The sequence below is a fragment of the Xanthomonas sp. SHU 308 genome, assembly GCF_000364645.1.
Classification (GTDB): Bacteria; Pseudomonadota; Gammaproteobacteria; order Xanthomonadales; family Xanthomonadaceae; genus Xanthomonas_A; species Xanthomonas_A sontii.
The window spans coordinates 1-17072 of the sequence record NZ_AQOK01000041.1 but is presented as its reverse complement, the minus strand read 5'-3'; the positions used below and the strand labels follow the sequence as shown (position 1 = coordinate 17072).

General features: G+C 70.2%; 10 protein-coding genes. 9 read left to right on the top strand and 1 reads right to left on the bottom strand.

Annotated elements, in window-relative coordinates; translation table 11 throughout:
- On the bottom strand, window positions 1-1157 hold a 1157-nt coding region (locus tag D588_RS23795; protein ID WP_017914804.1), incomplete at its 3' end, for a DNA topoisomerase IB.
- 391 nt (window positions 1158-1548) lie between these two features.
- On the opposite strand from D588_RS23795, the gene D588_RS0102150 reads away from it, so the two are divergent.
- The 9 genes from D588_RS0102150 (at window position 1549) to D588_RS0102110 (ending at window position 16667) form a co-directional block, all read left to right on the top strand.
- The gene (locus tag D588_RS0102150; protein ID WP_017913485.1) at window positions 1549-1944 is read left to right on the top strand and encodes an I78 family peptidase inhibitor; all 396 of its coding nucleotides are present in this window, start codon (window positions 1549-1551) and stop codon (window positions 1942-1944) included.
- 322 nt (window positions 1945-2266) lie between these two features.
- Entirely contained in the window at window positions 2267-6724 is a 4458-nt protein-coding gene (gltB, locus tag D588_RS0102145) for a glutamate synthase large subunit (protein WP_026143277.1), read from the top strand.
- Window positions 6725-6850: 126 nt separating this feature from the next.
- Window positions 6851-8341 (top strand): FAD-dependent oxidoreductase, encoded by a 1491-nt coding sequence (locus D588_RS0102140; RefSeq protein ID WP_017914802.1) that lies wholly within the window; start codon window positions 6851-6853, stop codon window positions 8339-8341.
- Between the two features lie 573 nt (window positions 8342-8914).
- On the top strand, window positions 8915-9973 hold the full coding sequence (locus D588_RS0102135) for a glycoside hydrolase family 5 protein (protein WP_017914801.1): 1059 nt from the start codon (window positions 8915-8917) through the stop codon (window positions 9971-9973).
- 259 nt (window positions 9974-10232) lie between these two features.
- Window positions 10233-11285 carry a glycoside hydrolase family 5 protein gene (locus D588_RS0102130; protein ID WP_017914800.1) on the top strand — a complete coding sequence of 351 codons (1053 nt, stop codon included), beginning with the start codon at window positions 10233-10235 and terminating at the stop codon, window positions 11283-11285.
- A 354-nt stretch (window positions 11286-11639) separates the two neighbouring features.
- Entirely contained in the window at window positions 11640-12695 is a 1056-nt protein-coding gene (locus D588_RS0102125) for a glycoside hydrolase family 5 protein (protein ID WP_017914799.1), read from the top strand.
- Window positions 12696-12802: 107 nt separating this feature from the next.
- Window positions 12803-13678 carry a methylglyoxal synthase gene (locus D588_RS0102120; RefSeq protein ID WP_017913493.1) on the top strand — a complete coding sequence of 292 codons (876 nt, stop codon included), beginning with the start codon at window positions 12803-12805 and terminating at the stop codon, window positions 13676-13678.
- A gap of 151 nt (window positions 13679-13829) precedes the next feature.
- Complete coding sequence (locus tag D588_RS0102115) at window positions 13830-15185, top strand: substrate-binding domain-containing protein (protein WP_017914798.1); 1356 nt, start codon at window positions 13830-13832, stop codon at window positions 15183-15185.
- A 381-nt stretch (window positions 15186-15566) separates the two neighbouring features.
- On the top strand, window positions 15567-16667 hold the full coding sequence (locus tag D588_RS0102110; RefSeq protein ID WP_232764197.1) for an alginate lyase family protein: 1101 nt from the start codon (window positions 15567-15569) through the stop codon (window positions 16665-16667).
- The last annotated feature ends 405 nt before the right edge of the window (window positions 16668-17072 follow it).

Genomic DNA, 17072 nt, shown 5'->3' with positions numbered 1-17072 from the left:
GCGCCCTTGCGCGCAGCACGCGCGCCCTTGCGCAGCGGCGGCGCCTTGGCCGAGCTGCGGCCGGCGGCCTTGGCCGCCTTGCGTGCCGCGGTGCGTGCCCGCCCCAGGTACTTCAGCGTGATCAGGTCCCACTGCCGTTCGCCGCGCACGCCCTCGCACAGGCCGTGCAGGCGGCCGCAGCGCCAACCGTCGAACACGCACGGGTCGATGTAAGCCTTGCGGCACACCGCCGGGGTATTGCCGAGCGCCTCGGCCACCTCGCGGATCACCGCGTTCTGCGCCTGCGCCAGCGCGCGCTCGCCGCCGGTGTCGGGCAGCGGCAGCGCGGCCAGCCGTTGCAGCGCGGCGCGGGTGCCGCCCCAGGTGCGGAAGTCCTTGGCGGTGAAGCTCTCGCCCATCGCCTCGCGCAGGTAGTCGTTGACCTCGCCGGAGTCCACCGGCTGCAGCTGGCCGTCGTCGTCGCGGTACTGGAACAGCGCCTGCCCCGGCAATTGTTGGCAGCCACGGATCAGCTTGACCAGGTGCACGTCGTCGACCTCGATGTCGTGCTCCTGGCCGCCCTTGCCGCGGAACTGCAGCCGCGCACGGCCGCCCTTCACGAACGCCAGGTGGCGGTTGCGCAGCGTGGTCAGGCCGTAGGAGCGGTTGCTGCGCGCGTATTCGGCGTTGCCCACGCGCACCAGGGTCTCGGCCATCAGCGCCACCACCATCGCCAGCACCTTGTCGCGCGGGTAGCCGGGCAGGGCCATGTCGCGGCGCAGGCGCCGGCGCAGCCGCGGCAGGGCCTGGCCGAAAGCGACGATGCGCTCGAACTTGCCATCGCCGCGCACCTGCGCCCAGTCGGCGTGGTAGCGGTACTGCTTGCGCCGGCGCGCGTCGCGGCCGGTGGCCTGCAGGTGGCCGTTGTCGCGCGTGCAGATCCACACCTCGGTGTAGGCCGGCGGGATCGCCAGCTGGCGGATGCGCTGCAGGGTGGCGGCATCGCGCACCGCGCTGCCGTCCGGCAGGCGGTAACCGAAGCCCTTGCCGGCGCGACGGCGGACGATGCCCGGCTCCTGATCGCTGACATAGACCAGGCCGGCGCTGCTGGCGGCCTGGCGGGACTGGCGGGCACGCGCCGCCTCGGCCGCGGCGGTGGAACGGGACGCGTTGGACATCGGACCTCCGGAAGCCGGAACCGCGGCCCGCGCCGCCGGTTCCACGAGCATCGATTGTCGGCAGTGCCGCGGCTAGGCCGCGTGAGCGATTGCCGCCTGCGGCATGTCGGTCCACCGCTGCGGAAGTGCTGCAGTCCGTGTGGGAGGGACTTCAGTCCCGACGCCTGACGCGGTCAGCTCGCATCGGACGTCACGCGTCGCGGCTCAAGCCATTCCCGCCAGGCGTGTCAGCGTGCCGGTTAACGCCTGGCGAACGCGCGGTATCCGATCCTGTCGCCACCGGAACCTGCGCTGCGCCGGCGCCTGCCGTCGCCCGGCGAGACGACGGCGACGCAAAGCGCATCACACGCTCTATGCTTCACCCCTCTTCCCTCCAGCCATAGGAGCCCCGATGAGCAACCTCCTTTCCTCCCGTGCGTCCACGCGTGCCGGCCTGCTCGGCACGGCCTGCCTGGCGCTGGCCCTGGCCGCCTGCGGCGCGCCGCCGCCGGACGAGCAGGAACAGGTGGGCGCCAAGGCCCAGGCCGCCGCGCAGCAGGCCGCCGCGCCGGACCCGGCCAACGCACCGGACGCCCCTCCGGTGGGCACCTGCGATGCCTCGCAGGCGCAGGGCCTGGTCGGCCAGACCTTCGCGCCGACGCTGCTGGACCAGGCGCGCAGCGATGCCGGCGCCAAGACCGCGCGCGTGCTCAAGCCGAACCAGGCGGTGACCATGGAGTTCAACGGCGAACGGCTCAACATCGAGGTCGACGAGAAGAACCAGATCACCGGCGTGCGCTGCGGCTAGGGCCTGTCCCCATTCCCGGGCAGGTCGCGCCGCCCTTGGGCGTGCCCGGGGCAAGGAAGCGCGAGGGAGTGGACGTCTGTCCATGACCGGGCAATGACGCAGTCCCGGGACGCACAACGGCAGGTGCTGGGGCGCCGCCAGGACGCCTGGCGCGGCGGCGGCGACAGCGCCGCCGCCAGCGCTGAAGTTGCAGGTGTAACGGTGTATTGCGGCACCGCACCAACTATGTTTTAGTCGGGATTCCGGTGACCTCAAGAAGCGCTCCAGGACAGAGCGGGGGCGAGTGTCGCCGCGTTCCTTCGGATCGCTTTCAGAGGCAGACATGGCCCCCCGCAACCGCCACGGGCTCTACGACCCCCAAGACGAGCGCGATGCCTGTGGTTTCGGCATGGTCGCGCAACTCGACGACCAACCTTCGCGGGCGCTGGTGGATACCGCCATCGCCGCCCTGTCGCGCATGACCCACCGCGGCGGTGTCGCCGCCGACGGCCTCACCGGCGACGGCTGCGGCCTGCTGATCCGCAAACCCGAGCCGTTCCTGCGCGCGCTCGCGCGCGAGGCCGGCATCGCGGTCGGCGCGCGCTTCGCTGCCGGCAACGTGTTCCTGCCGCGCGACGATGCCGACGCCGCCGCGCGCTGCCGCCAGGTGCTGGAGGAAGAACTGCGCCGCGTCCACGTGCAGCCATGCGGCTGGCGCCTCACCCCCACCGACGATGCGGTGTGCGGGCAACTGGCCAAGGACACCCTGCCGCGCATCGAGCAGGTGTTCGTCGACGCCGGCGCCGATCAGAGTGAAGACGCATTCGCCCTGGCCCTGTTCCTGGCGCGCCGCCGCGCCGAGCAGCGCCTGCGCGAGGTCGCCGATTTCTACGTCACCACGCTCTCGCCCAACGGCATCAGCTACAAGGGCATGGTGCTGCCGGACAAGCTCAGCACCTTCTACCCGGACCTGCAGCGCAACGACCTGGCCTCCAGCGCCATCGTGTTCCACCAGCGCTTCTCCACCAACACGCTGCCGCGCTGGCCGCTGGCGCATCCGTTCCGCCTGCTCGCCCACAACGGCGAGATCAACACCATCGAGGGCAACCGGCACTGGGCGCAGGCGCGCAGCAAGGTGTGGAAGACCCCGCGTTTCGACATCGCCGAGCTGGACCCGGTGATCTCGATGCATGGCTCCGATTCGCAGAGCCTGGACAACATGCTCGAGCTGCTGGTCGCCGGCGGCATGGACCTGCTGCAGGCGCTGCGCATCCTGGTGCCGCCGGCCACCCAGTCGCTGGAGTTCAAGGACGCCGACCTGGCCGCGTTCTACGAGTTCTACGGCCTCAACACCGAGCCGTGGGACGGCCCGGCCGGCATCGTCGCCTGCGACGGCCGCTACGCCGCATGCATGCTCGACCGCAACGGCCTGCGCCCGGCGCGCTGGATGCTGACCTCCGACCGGCATTTCCTGGTGGCCTCCGAAGCCGGCGTGTGGGAACTGCCGGCCGAACGCATCACCCGCAAGGGCAAGCTCGGCCCCGGCGAGATGATGGCCATCGACCTCAAGCGCGGCGACCTGCTCGATTCGGACGCCATCGACCGCATCAACCGCGGCCGCGCCCCGTACAAGCAATGGCTGCAGCAGGGCGTGACCTACCTGCAGACCGAACTGATCGACCCCTCGCTGGTCGAGGAGCCGTTCGACGAGCGCACCCTGCGCAGCTACCACAAGCTGTTCCAGCTCAGCACCGAGGAAGTGGAGCAGGTGCTGCGGCCGCTGGCCGAGACCGAGCAGGAAGCCACCGGCTCGATGGGCGACGACACGCCGATGGCGGTGCTCAGCCGCCACACCCGGCCGCTGTACGACTACTTCCGCCAGGCTTTCGCGCAGGTCACCAACCCGCCGATCGACCCGCTGCGGGAAGACTGCGTGATGTCGCTGACCACTCAGCTCGGCAAGGAGACCAACATCTTCCATGCCGGCCCGGAGACGGTGAACCACGTCATCCTCAACTCGCCGGTGCTCAGCCAGCGCAAGCTGCGGCAGTTGCTGAAGATGCCGCAGTACTTGACCCGCAATGCGCAGATCGACCTGTCCTACAGCGTCGAGGAAGGCCTGGAAGCCGGGCTCAAGCGCATCTGCGCCGAGGCCGAACAGGCCGCGCGCGACGGCAAGGTCATGCTGCTGCTGACCGACCGCTACCCGGTGCCGGAGCGGCCGATGGCGCATGCGCTGCTGGCCACCGGCGCGGTGCACCACCACCTCTCGCGGGTGGGCCTGCGCTGCGACGTCAACCTGATCATCGAGACCGGCACCGCGCGCGATCCGCACCACATGGCCTGCCTGCTCGGCTTCGGCGCCACCGCGGTGTATCCGTACCTGGCCTACCAGACCCTGTTCGACCTGGGCCGGCGCGGCATCCTGCTGCTCAAGAGCGGCGGCGAGCAGACCCAGATCGGACGCAAGTACCGCAAGGGCATCTACAAGGGCCTGTCCAAGATCATCTCCAAGATGGGCATCTGCACCATCGCCAGCTACCGCGGCGCGCAGCTGTTCGAGATCGTCGGGCTGGATCCGGACGTGGTGGCGCTGTGCTTCCCGGACACCGCCGCGCGCATCGGCGGCGTCGGCCTGGCGCGGCTGGACACCGAGGCGCGCCAGCTCACCGCGCGCGCCTGGAACGACCTGCTCAAGCCGGAAGTGGGCGGCCTGCTCAAGTACGTGCACGGCGGCGAGTACCACATGTACAACCCGGACGTGGTGCTGACCCTGCAGCGCGCCACCCGCAGCGGCCTGCAGGCCGACTGGGACGCCTACGCCGCCGCGGTGCACGGGCGCCCGGCCTCGGCCCTGCGCGACCTGCTGCAGCTCAAGCGCGCGGCCACGCCGACGCCGCTGGACGAGGTCGCCCCGGCCGAGGACCTGCTGCGTCGCTTCGACACCGCCGCGATCAGCCTCGGCGCGCTGTCGCCGGAGGCGCACGAGGCGCTGGCGATCGCGATGAACCGCCTCGGCGGGCGCAGCAATTCCGGCGAAGGCGGCGAAGACCCGGCGCGCTACGGCACCGAGAAGCGCTCCAAGATCAAACAGGTGGCCTCCGGGCGCTTCGGCGTCACCCCCGAGTACCTGGTCAACGCCGAGGTGCTCCAGATCAAGGTCGCGCAGGGCGCCAAGCCCGGCGAAGGCGGCCAGCTGCCCGGGCACAAGGTCAACGAACTGATCGCGCGGCTGCGCTACGCCAAGCCGGGCATCGGCCTGATCTCGCCGCCGCCGCACCACGACATCTACTCGATCGAAGACCTGGCGCAGCTGATCTACGACCTCAAGCAGGTCAATCCCGGCGCGCTGGTGTCGGTGAAGCTGGTCAGCCATGCCGGCGTGGGCACCATCGCCGCCGGCGTGGTCAAGGCCGGCGCCGACCTGATCACCGTGTCCGGCCACGACGGCGGCACCGGCGCCAGCCCGGTCAGCTCGATCCGCTACGCCGGCGTGCCGTGGGAACTGGGCGTGGCCGAGTCGCACCAGGCGCTGGTCGCCAACGACCTGCGCACGCGCACCATCCTGCAGACCGACGGCGGCCTGAAGACCGGCCTGGACGTGGTCAAGGCCGCGATCCTGGGTGCGGACAGCTTCGGCTTCGGCACCGGGCCGATGATCGTGCTCGGCTGCAAGTACCTGCGCATCTGCCACCTCAACAACTGCGCCACCGGCGTGGCCACCCAGGACGAGCGCCTGCGCGCCAACCACTTCGTCGGCCTGCCGGAGCGCGTGGAGAACTTCTTCCGGCTGCTGGCCGAGGAAGTGCGGCAGTGGCTGTCGTACCTGGGCGTGCGCTCGCTGGACGAGATCGTCGGCCGCACCGAACTGCTGCAGCAACTGGACATCTGCCCGCGCGAAGGCGTGCGCGTGGACCTGTCGCGGCTGCTCAAGGACGTGCGCCACGATGGCGGCCACTGCGCCGCGCAGCGCCTGTACGAATCGCCGGACAGCCTGGCCACGCAGATGGACGGCCTGCTCGCCGACGCCATTGCGCACAAGCGCGGCGGCGACCATCGCTTCCTGATCCACAACACCGACCGTTCGATCGGCGCGCGCCTGTCCGGCGCCATCGCCCGCGTCCACGGCAACCATGGCATGGACGATGCGCCGCTGACCCTGCGCTTCCGCGGCTCGGCCGGGCAGAGCTTCGGCGCGTTCAACGCCGGCGGCCTGCACCTGGAACTGGAAGGCGAGGCGAACGACTACGTCGGCAAGGGCATGGCCGGCGGCCGCCTGGTGGTGCGTCCGCCGCGCGGCGCGCGTTTCGAGGCGCGCAGCACCGCGATCATCGGCAACACCTGCCTGTACGGCGCCACCGGTGGCGAACTGTACGCCGCCGGCCGCGCCGGCGAGCGCTTCGCCGTGCGCAACTCCGGCGCGCTGGCGGTGATCGAGGGCGCCGGCGACCACTGCTGCGAGTACATGACCGACGGCATCGTGCTGGTGCTGGGCAAGGTCGGCCTGAACTTCGGCGCCGGCTTCACCGGCGGCCTGGCCTACGTGCTCGACGTGGACCGCGACTTCGTCGACCGCTACAACCACGAACTGATCGACATCCACCGCATCTCCGCCGAAGGCTTCGAGAGCCACCGCCAGCACCTGCACAAGCTGATCAGCCGCCACCGCGAACTGACCGGCAGCATCTGGGCGCAGCAGATCCTCGACGAATTCCGCGACTACGTCGGCAAGTTCTGGCTGGTCAAACCGAAGGCGGCGAGCATCGAGTCGTTGACCGAGTCGCTGAGGCGCGCCGCTTGATGGCGGCACGCCGGGAATCGGGAATGGAGAATCGGGAATGGTAAAAGCCCGGCTCGCCAGCTCCCCTTCCGCTCACGCAGACCCGCTTTTCCGATTCCCCATTCCCCATTCGCGATTCCCAGCCCTATGAGCCGCAAGCACGCCTTCCAGTTCCTCGACCTGCCGCGGCAGATGCCGCAACGCATTCCGGTGGAACTGCGCACCTCCGGCGACTGGAACGAGCTGTACGGCAAGTTCGACAAGGCCGACGCGCAGTACCAGGCCGGGCGCTGCCTGGATTGCGGCAACCCGTACTGCAGCTGGAAGTGCCCGGTGCACAACGCCATCCCGCAGTGGCTGCAGCTGGTGCAGGAAAACCGTATCGAAGAGGCCGCCGCGCTGTGCCACAGCACCAATCCGCTGCCGGAGGTGTGCGGCCGGGTGTGCCCGCAGGACCGCCTGTGCGAAGGCAGCTGCACGCTGGAGGAATTCGGCGCGGTCACCATCGGCGCGGTGGAGAAGTACATCGTCGATACCGCGCTCAACAACGGCTGGCGCCCGGACCTTAGCCAGGTGGAACCCACCGGCAAGCGCGTGGCGGTGATCGGCGCCGGCCCGGCCGGGCTGAGCTGCGCCGACCGCCTGGCACGCGCCGGCATCCAGGCGGTGGTGTACGACCGCTACGAGCAGATCGGCGGGCTGCTGCAGTTCGGCATCCCCAGCTTCAAGCTGGACAAGAGCGTGATCGGCAAGCGCCGCGAAGTGCTCGAAGGCATGGGCGTGCAGTTCCGCCTGGGCGTGGAGATCGGCCGCGACGTGAGCCTGGAGCAGTTGCTCGAGGAGTACGACGCGGTGTTCCTGGGCACCGGCGCCTACCGCTACACCGACGGCGGCCTGCCCGGCCAGGACCTGCCCGGCGTGCTGCCGGCGCTGCCGTTCCTGGTGCAGAACAGCCGCATCGTCGGCGGCAACGACCCCTGGGGCCGGCCGATCGCCGGCTGGGAAGACAAGATCGCGCTGCCCGACCTGAGCGGCAAGCGCGTGGTGGTGCTCGGCGGCGGCGATACCGGCATGGACTGCGTGCGCAGCGCGATCCGCCTGGGCGCGGCCAAGGTCACCTGCGCCTACCGCCGCGACGAGGCCAACATGCCCGGCTCGGCGCGCGAGGTGGCCAATGCGCGCGAGGAAGGTGTGCGCTTCCTGTTCAACCGCCAGCCGCTTGCGGTGGAAGCCGATGCCGCCGGCAACCTGGCCGGCGTGCGCGTGGTGCAGACCCGTCTGGGCGAGCCGGATGCGCGCGGGCGCCAGGCCGCGGTGCCGGTGGAAGGCAGCGAATCGCTGCTGGACGCGGACGTGGTCATCATCGCCTTCGGCTTCTCGCCGAGCGTGCCGGACTGGCTGGCGGCGCAGGGCGTGGAAGGCACCGCCAACGGCCGCATCCTCGCCGGCGGCAGCGAGCCCGACGGCAGCGGCCGCCTGCCGTACCAGACCACCAACCCGAAACTGTTCGCCGGCGGCGACGCCGTGCGCGGCGCCGACCTGGTGGTGACTGCGGTGGCCGAAGGCCGCGACGCGGCAGCCAGCATCGCCGAATGGATCGGCAACCGCCTGCCGGTGACGACCCAGGCTGCGGCCTGAGCGACGCTGCGAGGCTGCTGCAGCGTTCGGTTAGTTCGGCGACGACGACGGCAATACTTGCTCGACTGGGCGATGCGACCTTCGACCGCATCGCGAACCGCTGCGCTCCGCATTCGCCGAAAGTCGAGGTCGCCTGGAGCGGCCGGCCTCCAGCCACGTCGCCAGCGCCAGCGCTGGCCTCGGCATGGACCTCGTCGAACGCTACCGCCTCGGCACCACCGCCGCCGGCAGCGATCGCCTTTACCAACGCCACCACCGCCGCGGCGCATGTAGCGTCGCCGGCCTCTAGCGAATACCTTCTCCACCGCTCGTCCTTCGCCACGCGCCCAACCTGGCGCGCCGGCGATGGACGCATGGCCGCGACCTCGATCACGCCGCTGCCGACGGGTGCACCACGCACCTGATGTGACGCCGCCGACGTCCGCGCGCAGCGTGTCCGCGCCAGGTGAATGCCGGGCTAACACGGGTGCGTGCAGGCTGGCGATCACGGGCGCGATCCTTGCACGCTTGCGCCTGCCGTCCCGCACTCCCCCGAGCGGGCGGCGCTCCCCCTTCACTCCAGGAAGCTCCCCCATGTCGCTTTCCTCGTCGTGTTCCCCGCGCTGGCGTTCCCTGCCGCTGGCACTGCTGCTCGCCACCGTCGCCTGCAACGCCGCCGCCGAAGGCCGCAGCGTGCTCAAGTACGCCGGCGTCAACCTGTCCGGCGCCGAGTTCAACTCCGGCAAGAAGCCCGGTGTGCTGTACAAGGACTACACCTACCCGACCGCCGGCGACTACAGCTACTTCGCCAGCAAGGGCATGAATACCATCCGCCTGCCGTTCCTGTGGGAGCGCCTGCAGCCCACCGCCAAGGGCGAGTTCGACCCGGCGCAAATGGCGCTGTTGAAGAAGGCGGTGGAGCAGGCCAAGGCCAACCACCTGTACCTGATCCTGGACCCGCACAACTACGCCAAGTACAACGGCGCGCTGGTCGGCAGCGAGGGCGCCCCGGACGACGTGTTCGCCGACCTGTGGCGGCGCCTGGCCAAGGAGTTCAAGGGCGACGACCACGTCATCTTCGGGCTGATGAACGAGCCCAACGCGGTCTCCTCGACCGACTGGGCCAGCGCGGCGCAGGCGGCGATCGACGCCATCCGCAAGGCCGGCGCCAACAACCTGATCCTGGTGCCGGGCACCGCCTACACCGGCGCGCACAGCTGGCGCAGCACCGCCTACGGCACGCCGAACGCGGTTGCCCTGCAGCCGCTGAAGGATCCGCGCAACCGCATGGCGTTCGAAGCGCACCAGTACCTGGACCGCGACAACAGCGGCACCAAGGGCGAGTGCGTCAGCGCCACCGCCGGCGCCGAGAAGCTGGCCGGCTTCGTCAGCTGGTTGCGCGAGAACAAGAAGGTCGGCTTCATCGGCGAGTTCGCCACCGCGAATACGCCCACCTGCAATCAGGCGCTGGAGAACATGCTCAGCTACATGCAGAAGAACGACGACGTGATTCTCGGTTGGACCTGGTGGGCCGCAGGTGCGTGGTGGAAGCCCGACTATCCGTTCAACGTGCAGCCCGGCAAGGACGGCAGCGAGAAGCCGCAGATGGAGATCCTGTCCAAGTACGCGCGCGAGATCACCGGCAAGAAATGAGCCGTCGCTGCCGGCGCCGCGTGTCGGCAACGCGGCAACACGCCATGCAACGTGTGCGACGCGCACGCCTGGCATAGCACATGCAGCGCGATCCAGTACCGGTTCGCGCTGCCAATCGCCGCACAGATCCATGCATGCGCGCACGCAGCGCATCGCCGCATCCTCGGCAATGCACTACGGTGTCCGCACACCTTAGTCATCAGCCCGGCCTGGCATCTCCTCGGCCGGGTTCCCCCTCTGATGCCGAAGGAGACTCACCATGATCGCGCGCACCTTGCGGCGGCGGTCGCGGCACGCCTGGCGTGCCGCGCTGCTGCTGTGCCTATCCGTTCCGCTGTCGTCGCTGCAGGCACAGGAGGCGCTGCGCTTCGCCGGCGTCAACCTGTCCGGTGCCGAGATCGCGCCGTCGAAGATTCCCGGCATCGTCGGAGTCGACTACACCTATCCGCGCAGCAGCGACTACACCTACTTCGCCGGCAAGGGCATGAACCTGCTGCGCCTGCCGGTGCGCTGGGAACGCCTGCAGCCGCAACCGCGCGGCCCGCTCGACGCCGCACAACTGGCGCTGATCGACGACGCCGTGCAGCAGGCCAAGGCGCAGGGCATGTACGTGATCGTGGACATCCACAACTACGCGCGCCACGACGGCCGCCTCATCGGCAGCAGCGGCCTGCCGGTCGCCGCCTTCGTCGACCTGTGGCAGCGTCTGGCACGCGCCTACGGCAGCGACAATGCGGTGGTGTTCGGGCTGATGAACGAGCCGCACGGCATCACCCCGGCCGCGTGGGCCACCGCCGCGCAGGCCGCGGTCGATGCGATCCGCGCCACCGGCGCCAGCAACCTGATCCTGGTGCCGGGCGCACTGTGGACCGGCGCACACAGCTGGTACACGCCGGTGGACGGCTCCTCGAACGCCAGCGCGCTGGCCACGCTGCACGACCCGCTGCAGCGCGTGGCGATCGAAGTGCACCAGTACCTGGACGCCGATTCCAGCGGCACCAGCCCGGTCTGCGTGAGCGACGACATCGGCGTCCAACGCCTGCGCGCCTTTACCGACTGGCTGCAGCAGACCGGCCATCTCGGCTTCCTCGGCGAATTCGCTGCCGCCGACAATCCCACCTGCCGGCGCGCGCTGGACGGCATGCTGGCCGACATCGCGCAGCACCCGACGCTGTGGCTGGGCTGGAGCTATTGGGCCGGCGGCGCCTGGTGGCGCGCCGACTATCCGTTCAATGTGCAACCCGACGCCGACGGCCACGACCGTCCGCAGATGGCGATCCTCGCGCCCTGGGCGCAGCGCATCACGCGCTGAGCGCGGCGCCATGCGTGACAACGCCGTGGCGCACGCCGACAACTAGGCACCTCCAAGTCACGTCGTGACATGGTCTGCGAGGGACGGCGCGCGCCCTTTCACGGGCTCAGCGGCAGCGGGCTTTTGCCTGGGCACGCGCCGTTGCGGATTTAAGCCTCTCCTACAGAGCAACGTGCATCCGCCGGGTTGTACGCAAGCAGGTGATTCGAGGTGCCCGCATGGCGTGCGACGTGCAATGCGTCGCATATTTCCGATGACCTCGATCGCTCTGGCATGGCGGTTGCAGCGTGGTGCACGGCCGCGCACGCCGCATCGCGGCGGCGCCTGCCGCTCTTTCCCCACGAAGGATCCGTCATGCCACGCAGTTCCCGTTTTTTCCGCTCCCCGCAATGGCGGCAGCGTGCCGCGCTGTGCCTGCTCCTGGCCGCCTGCGCGCCGTTCGCCCACGCGCAGCAGACGCTGCGCTATGCCGGCATCAACCTGGCCGGTGCCGAGTTCAACTCGGCGAAGAAGCCCGGCGTGCTGTTCAAGGACTATGTGTATCCCACCGACGCCGACTACGCGTACACCGCGGCGCAGGGCATGAACATCGTGCGCCTGCCGTTCCTGTGGGAGCGACTGCAGCCCCAAGCCAACGGCCCGCTCGACACCGCGCAACTCGACGCGCTGCGCACCGCGGTCGAACGCGCCAGGCGCTACAACCTGCAACTGATCCTCGACGTGCACAACTACGCCAAGTACGACGGCGTGCGCATCGGCGGCGACGCGGTGCCGGCGGCGGCGCTGGCCGATCTGTGGCGGCGCCTGGCGCTGGTGTTCGGCAACGATGCCAGTGTGGCATTCGGGCTGATGAACGAGCCCAATGGCCTCGCCTCCGGCGATTGGGCGGCCATCGCGCAGGCGTCGATCGATGCGATCCGTGGCACCGGCGCCGACAACCTGATCCTGGTGCCCGGCACCGCCTTCAGCGGCGCGCACAGCTGGAACAGCACCTGGTACGGCGTGTCCAACGCGCAGGGCTTGCTGACGGTCCACGACCCCGCCGGCAACCTGGCGTTCGAAGTGCATCAGTACCTGGATCCCGACTCCTCCGGCACCAGCGCCGCCTGCGTCAGCACCAGCATCGGTGCGGAACGCCTGCAAGGGTTCACCCAATGGCTGCGCGCCAATGGCTATCGCGGCTTCCTCGGCGAGTTCGGCGGCAGCAGCGATCCCACCTGCCTGGCCGCGCTCGACACCATGCTCGGCTACGTCCACGACAACGGCGACGTCTGGCTGGGCTGGACCGCCTGGGCCGGCGGCGCGTGGTGGCGCAGCGACTATGCGTTCAACCTGCAGCCGGACAAGAGCGGCGCCGACAAGCCGCAGATGGACGTGCTGGCGGTGCGCGCGCAGCAGGTCACGCAGTGACAGCGCCAGGGCCGGCATGCGCAGCAGCGGCCCGGCGATCGCGCGGCGATTGAGTCGACACCGCGATCGGGCGCAGACTGTCGCACCTCTTCCGCAGGGATCGACGCATGCGCCTGGGCCTGGCCGCCAACCGACTGCACCACCAGGGCAAGGATGCCGCGCTGTTCCGCTGGCTGCGCGCCAGCGAGGCCGGCATCCGCGAGTTGCAGCTCGGCCTGCACGCGGTCGGCCGCACCCACGAGGCGATCATCCGGGCCGGTCTGCTGGCCGGCCATGCCGGCCTCAAGCGCTACCCGTTCGGCCGCGAGGGCGGACTGATGAAGCTGGTGGCCGAGGTGGTGGGCCTGGAAGGCGCCGAGCGGACCCTCGACGGCGCCATCTACCTGATCGATCCGGTCGACCCGTCCTCGATCTTCCCCGAGGCGATCGCGCTCAAGCGCCAGTGCGTGATCCACGGCAAGCCGTTCATTTCCACCGTGGCCAGCGCCCGCGATTGGGTGGAGATGGAGCGCGTCCACGCCGGGCTGGCCGCCGACGCCGGCGCCGACGACCTGTACGCGCTGCAGCGGCAGACCCTGGCGCTGATCGCGCACGATGCGATGAAACCGCAGATGCTGGCCTTCGCCAGCGAACATTTCGATCTGCTGTCGCGCTTCGCCGAGCGCGTGGCCACCGGCACCACCGGGCAGCGGCTCAACGAACTGGCCTGGAGTCGCGGCTGGCCGCAGGGCCAGGCGTGGGTGCACCGCTATCAGAGCGGCCCGATGGGCGGCGACGCGCAGATCGCCGATCGCGTGCTGGAACGGCGCTGCCACCGCGCGATCTTCTTCGAGGATCCGCACGTCGCGCGCCAGCACGAGGCCGACATCCAACTGCTGGAACGCGCGGTCACCACGGTCACCGACAGCGCCGTGTGCATCACCTCGCCGGCGATCGCCGCACGCTGGGCGCAGGCCGCCGCACGCCGGCTCGGATCGGCCTGAGGTTTTCGACGCGCGCGATCGCGTCGCGCGCGGACCGCTGACAGGACACGCCGCGACGCCGCGTTGTCGTGCGTGACCATGCGCACAGTCACTGCGATGTCACGCCGATCGCCAACACTGCCGCGCCTGTCCAGATCCCAGGGGGGATCCCATGTTGCGTTTCACCCTGCGCCTGCTGCTGCTCGGCGCAGCAGCGCTGTGTGCGCTGCCGTCCGCGTCCGCGCAACCAGCCGAGCGCTTGCGCGTACACGGCTCCAACAGCCTCGGCGCGCGGCTGATGCCGGCGCTGGTGGAAGCCTGGCTGCAGAGCATGGGCTACCGGCAACTGCAACGTCGTCGCGTCGATGCGACGACGCTGGAGATCGCCGCGGTGCGCGACGATGCGCCGCTGGTGGTCGAGATCGCCGGCAACGGCTCGGCCGCCGGCATCGCCGACCTGGTGCATGGCGACGCCGAGCTGGCGATGCTGGCGCGTCAGCCCGATGCGCGCGAACGCGAGGCCGCCTGGCAGCTCGGCGACCTGGGCTCGCCGGACCAACAGTTCGTCGTCGCCCTGGATGGCGCGCGGGTGCTGGTCGCCGCCGACAACCCCATCGCCACGTTGAGCGTCGCGCAGCTGCGCGACATCCTGAGCGGCCGGACCACGCGCTGGTCGCAACTCGGCGGCGCGGACCTGCCGATCGCGCTGCACCGCAGTGCCATCCCCGGCGGTCTCGACGACTTCCTGCGCGAACGCCTGGGGCTGCCGGCGGTGCGCATGCCGGGGACCGTCCTACATGCCGACCTGGCCGAGGCGGCACGCGCCGTCGTCGGCCATCCCGACGCACTGGCGATCGTCGGGCTGACCACGCCGGTGCCGGCCGGCACACGTGCGCTGGCCATCGCCGACGGCGGTATCGCGGTGCTCCCGACGGCAGCAGCCGTGCGCGGCGAGGACTATCCCTTGGTCCAGCGCTATAGCCTGTACGGCGGCCAGATGATGTCGGCGCTCGGCCGCAGCCTGGCCCTGTACGCCCTCGGCCCGCAGGCGCAACAGCTGGTGCGCCGGCTTGGCCCGATTTCCATGGCGATCGACGTCAATCCGGCCACGCCGCAGAGCGGTACCACCGCTGCCCGCGCGGATGCTAGCTATGCGCAGGCCAGCACCGGCGCCCGACGTCTGACCACCACGCTGCGTTTCAGCCTGCAGTCGCTCAATGGCATGTACGAAGCGCGCAGCGCCCAGGATCTCGACCGATTGGTCGCCTTCATGCAACAGCCGGCGATGCACGGCCGCGCCCTGGCGGTGATCGGCTTCGCCACGCCGGACAGCGCCAACCGGCTGTACCCGACCATCGCCAGCAACGACCGCGCCGACGTCGTCGCCGCTTACCTGGTGCAACGCGGTGTCGCCGTGGAACGGGTCCGCGGTCTCGGCGCACTGCATCCGCTGATCGGCGGTGAAGACGCCTTAGCCAAGGCGCGCAACGAGCGCGTCGAACTGTGGCTGCTGGATCGGACGCGATAGGACAGTCGGAGCGTGGTTGCGGCCGGTTGGGCACGACATCGCTCGGCCGCTCGTCCCCCTCGGAACTTTTCCCCCGAAAAGCAGGCCGTGGTCCCGAGAGGAGAAGGGAATGCCAAAGCGCCTCTCCCGTCGGGAGAGGGGGTTGGGGTGAGGGTACGCAGCGCGAAGCGCCCTTACCGGCGGAAGATGGGAGGTTAGCGCGTTGTCAGGCATTGCCAGCCGCGCGCGCGTGACGCCGCGCTGGCGCCGATACGACTCGTCGCCATCCGCGCATCGGCGAGCGCATGCGGCCGACCGTGCTCCCGGACTCGGGCCATCCGGCGTTCACCGCATCGCGCCTACAGTCGCCCGACACCCTCGCCAGCGCTTCCGGAGATCGCCATGCTTCGCTCATCGCACGCCGTTCTCGGCGTGGTGCTTGCCGGACTCGTGCTGACCCACAGCACGCCCGCCGCCGCGGTGCAGCGGCTGTGGCCGACCGCGGAGCAATGGCAGCAGTTGCACGCGTCGGCTGCCACCGATCCGGCCTGGCGGCAGGTCGAGGCGGCGCAGGCCCGACTGGCCGATGCGGCACGCGCGCAGGGGGCACATCCGCTCGAGACGCTGAGCACCGGCGGCCGCCTGCGCGGCGATCCAGTGAAGGCGGCGACCGAAACCAGCCTGGGCGACATGCCGCGCATCCAGGCGCTGGCGCTGCGCTACGCCCTGGACGGCGAGCGCGGCGACGCACTGGCCGCCGGCGACCAGCTCGCGCAATGGGCCGCGCGCAATGTGCCCAACGGCAACCCGATCGACGAGACCGGGCTGGAACCGGCGATCTTCGCCTACCGCATCGTCCGCCCGGCGCTGCCGGACGCGCAACGCCGCGCCATCGATGCATGGATGCGAAAGATCGCCGATGCCGAAATCGGCTCGCGCGACCTCAAGCGCAAGACCGCCACCAACAACTGGCACAGCCACCGGCTGAAGACCGTGGGCATGATCGGCGCCGCGCTCGACGATCAGCGCTTGCTGGACTACGCCCGCACCGGCTTTCGTCAGCAGATCGCCGACAACCTGTTGCCCGACGGCCGCAGCATCGACTTCGTCGAGCGCGATGCGCTGTCCTACCACGTCTACGACCTGCGTCCGCTGGTGACGCTGGCACTGCTGTTCTCCGAACGCGGCGAGGATCTGTACCACTGGCGCGCACCGAACGGCGCATCGCTGGCGCGCAGCGTCGACTGGCTGCTGCCGTATCTGCGCGGCGATCGCAGCCACGCGGAGTTCGTGGGCAGCCAGGTGCCGTTCGACAAGGCGCGCTCGGACAACGGCGAAGCCGGCCACGTGATCGGTGCACCGTACGCGGCCGAGGACGCGGTACCGCTGCTGGTGCTTGCGGCGGCTTACGATCCGGCGTGCGTGCAACTGGCGCGGCAACTCGGACACGGGACGCCACCCTGGCGCCTGGCGATCAGCACATTGCCCGATTTACCGCGCTAGCTTCCGTCGACTCCGACGGCATCAGAGTGCCGGTGCTCAGCCACGGCATCACGGAGGGTCCGCGACGCGACAGGTCTCGATGCGAGCCATCGCACATCTCATCGCGCGGCACAGCGGCGCGGGAGGTGGTCGAGCGGTTTGGCCTTATCAGCCCATGCGGGGCACCTTCCTCCGCAAAGAGGGCCATGGTCCCGGCGGAAGAAGGAAGAACCGAGCCCCTCTCCCGCCGGGAGAGGGGTTGGGGTGAGGGTACGGGGCGCGCAGCGCCTCGCCGATCGGTCATTGCGAGGCTTCGCCCGCCCCCTCATCCGCCCCTGCGGGGCACCTTCCCCCGCAAAGGGGGCCATGGTCCCGACAGGAGAAGGAAGAACCGAGCCCCTCTCCCGCCGGGAGAGGGGTTGGGGT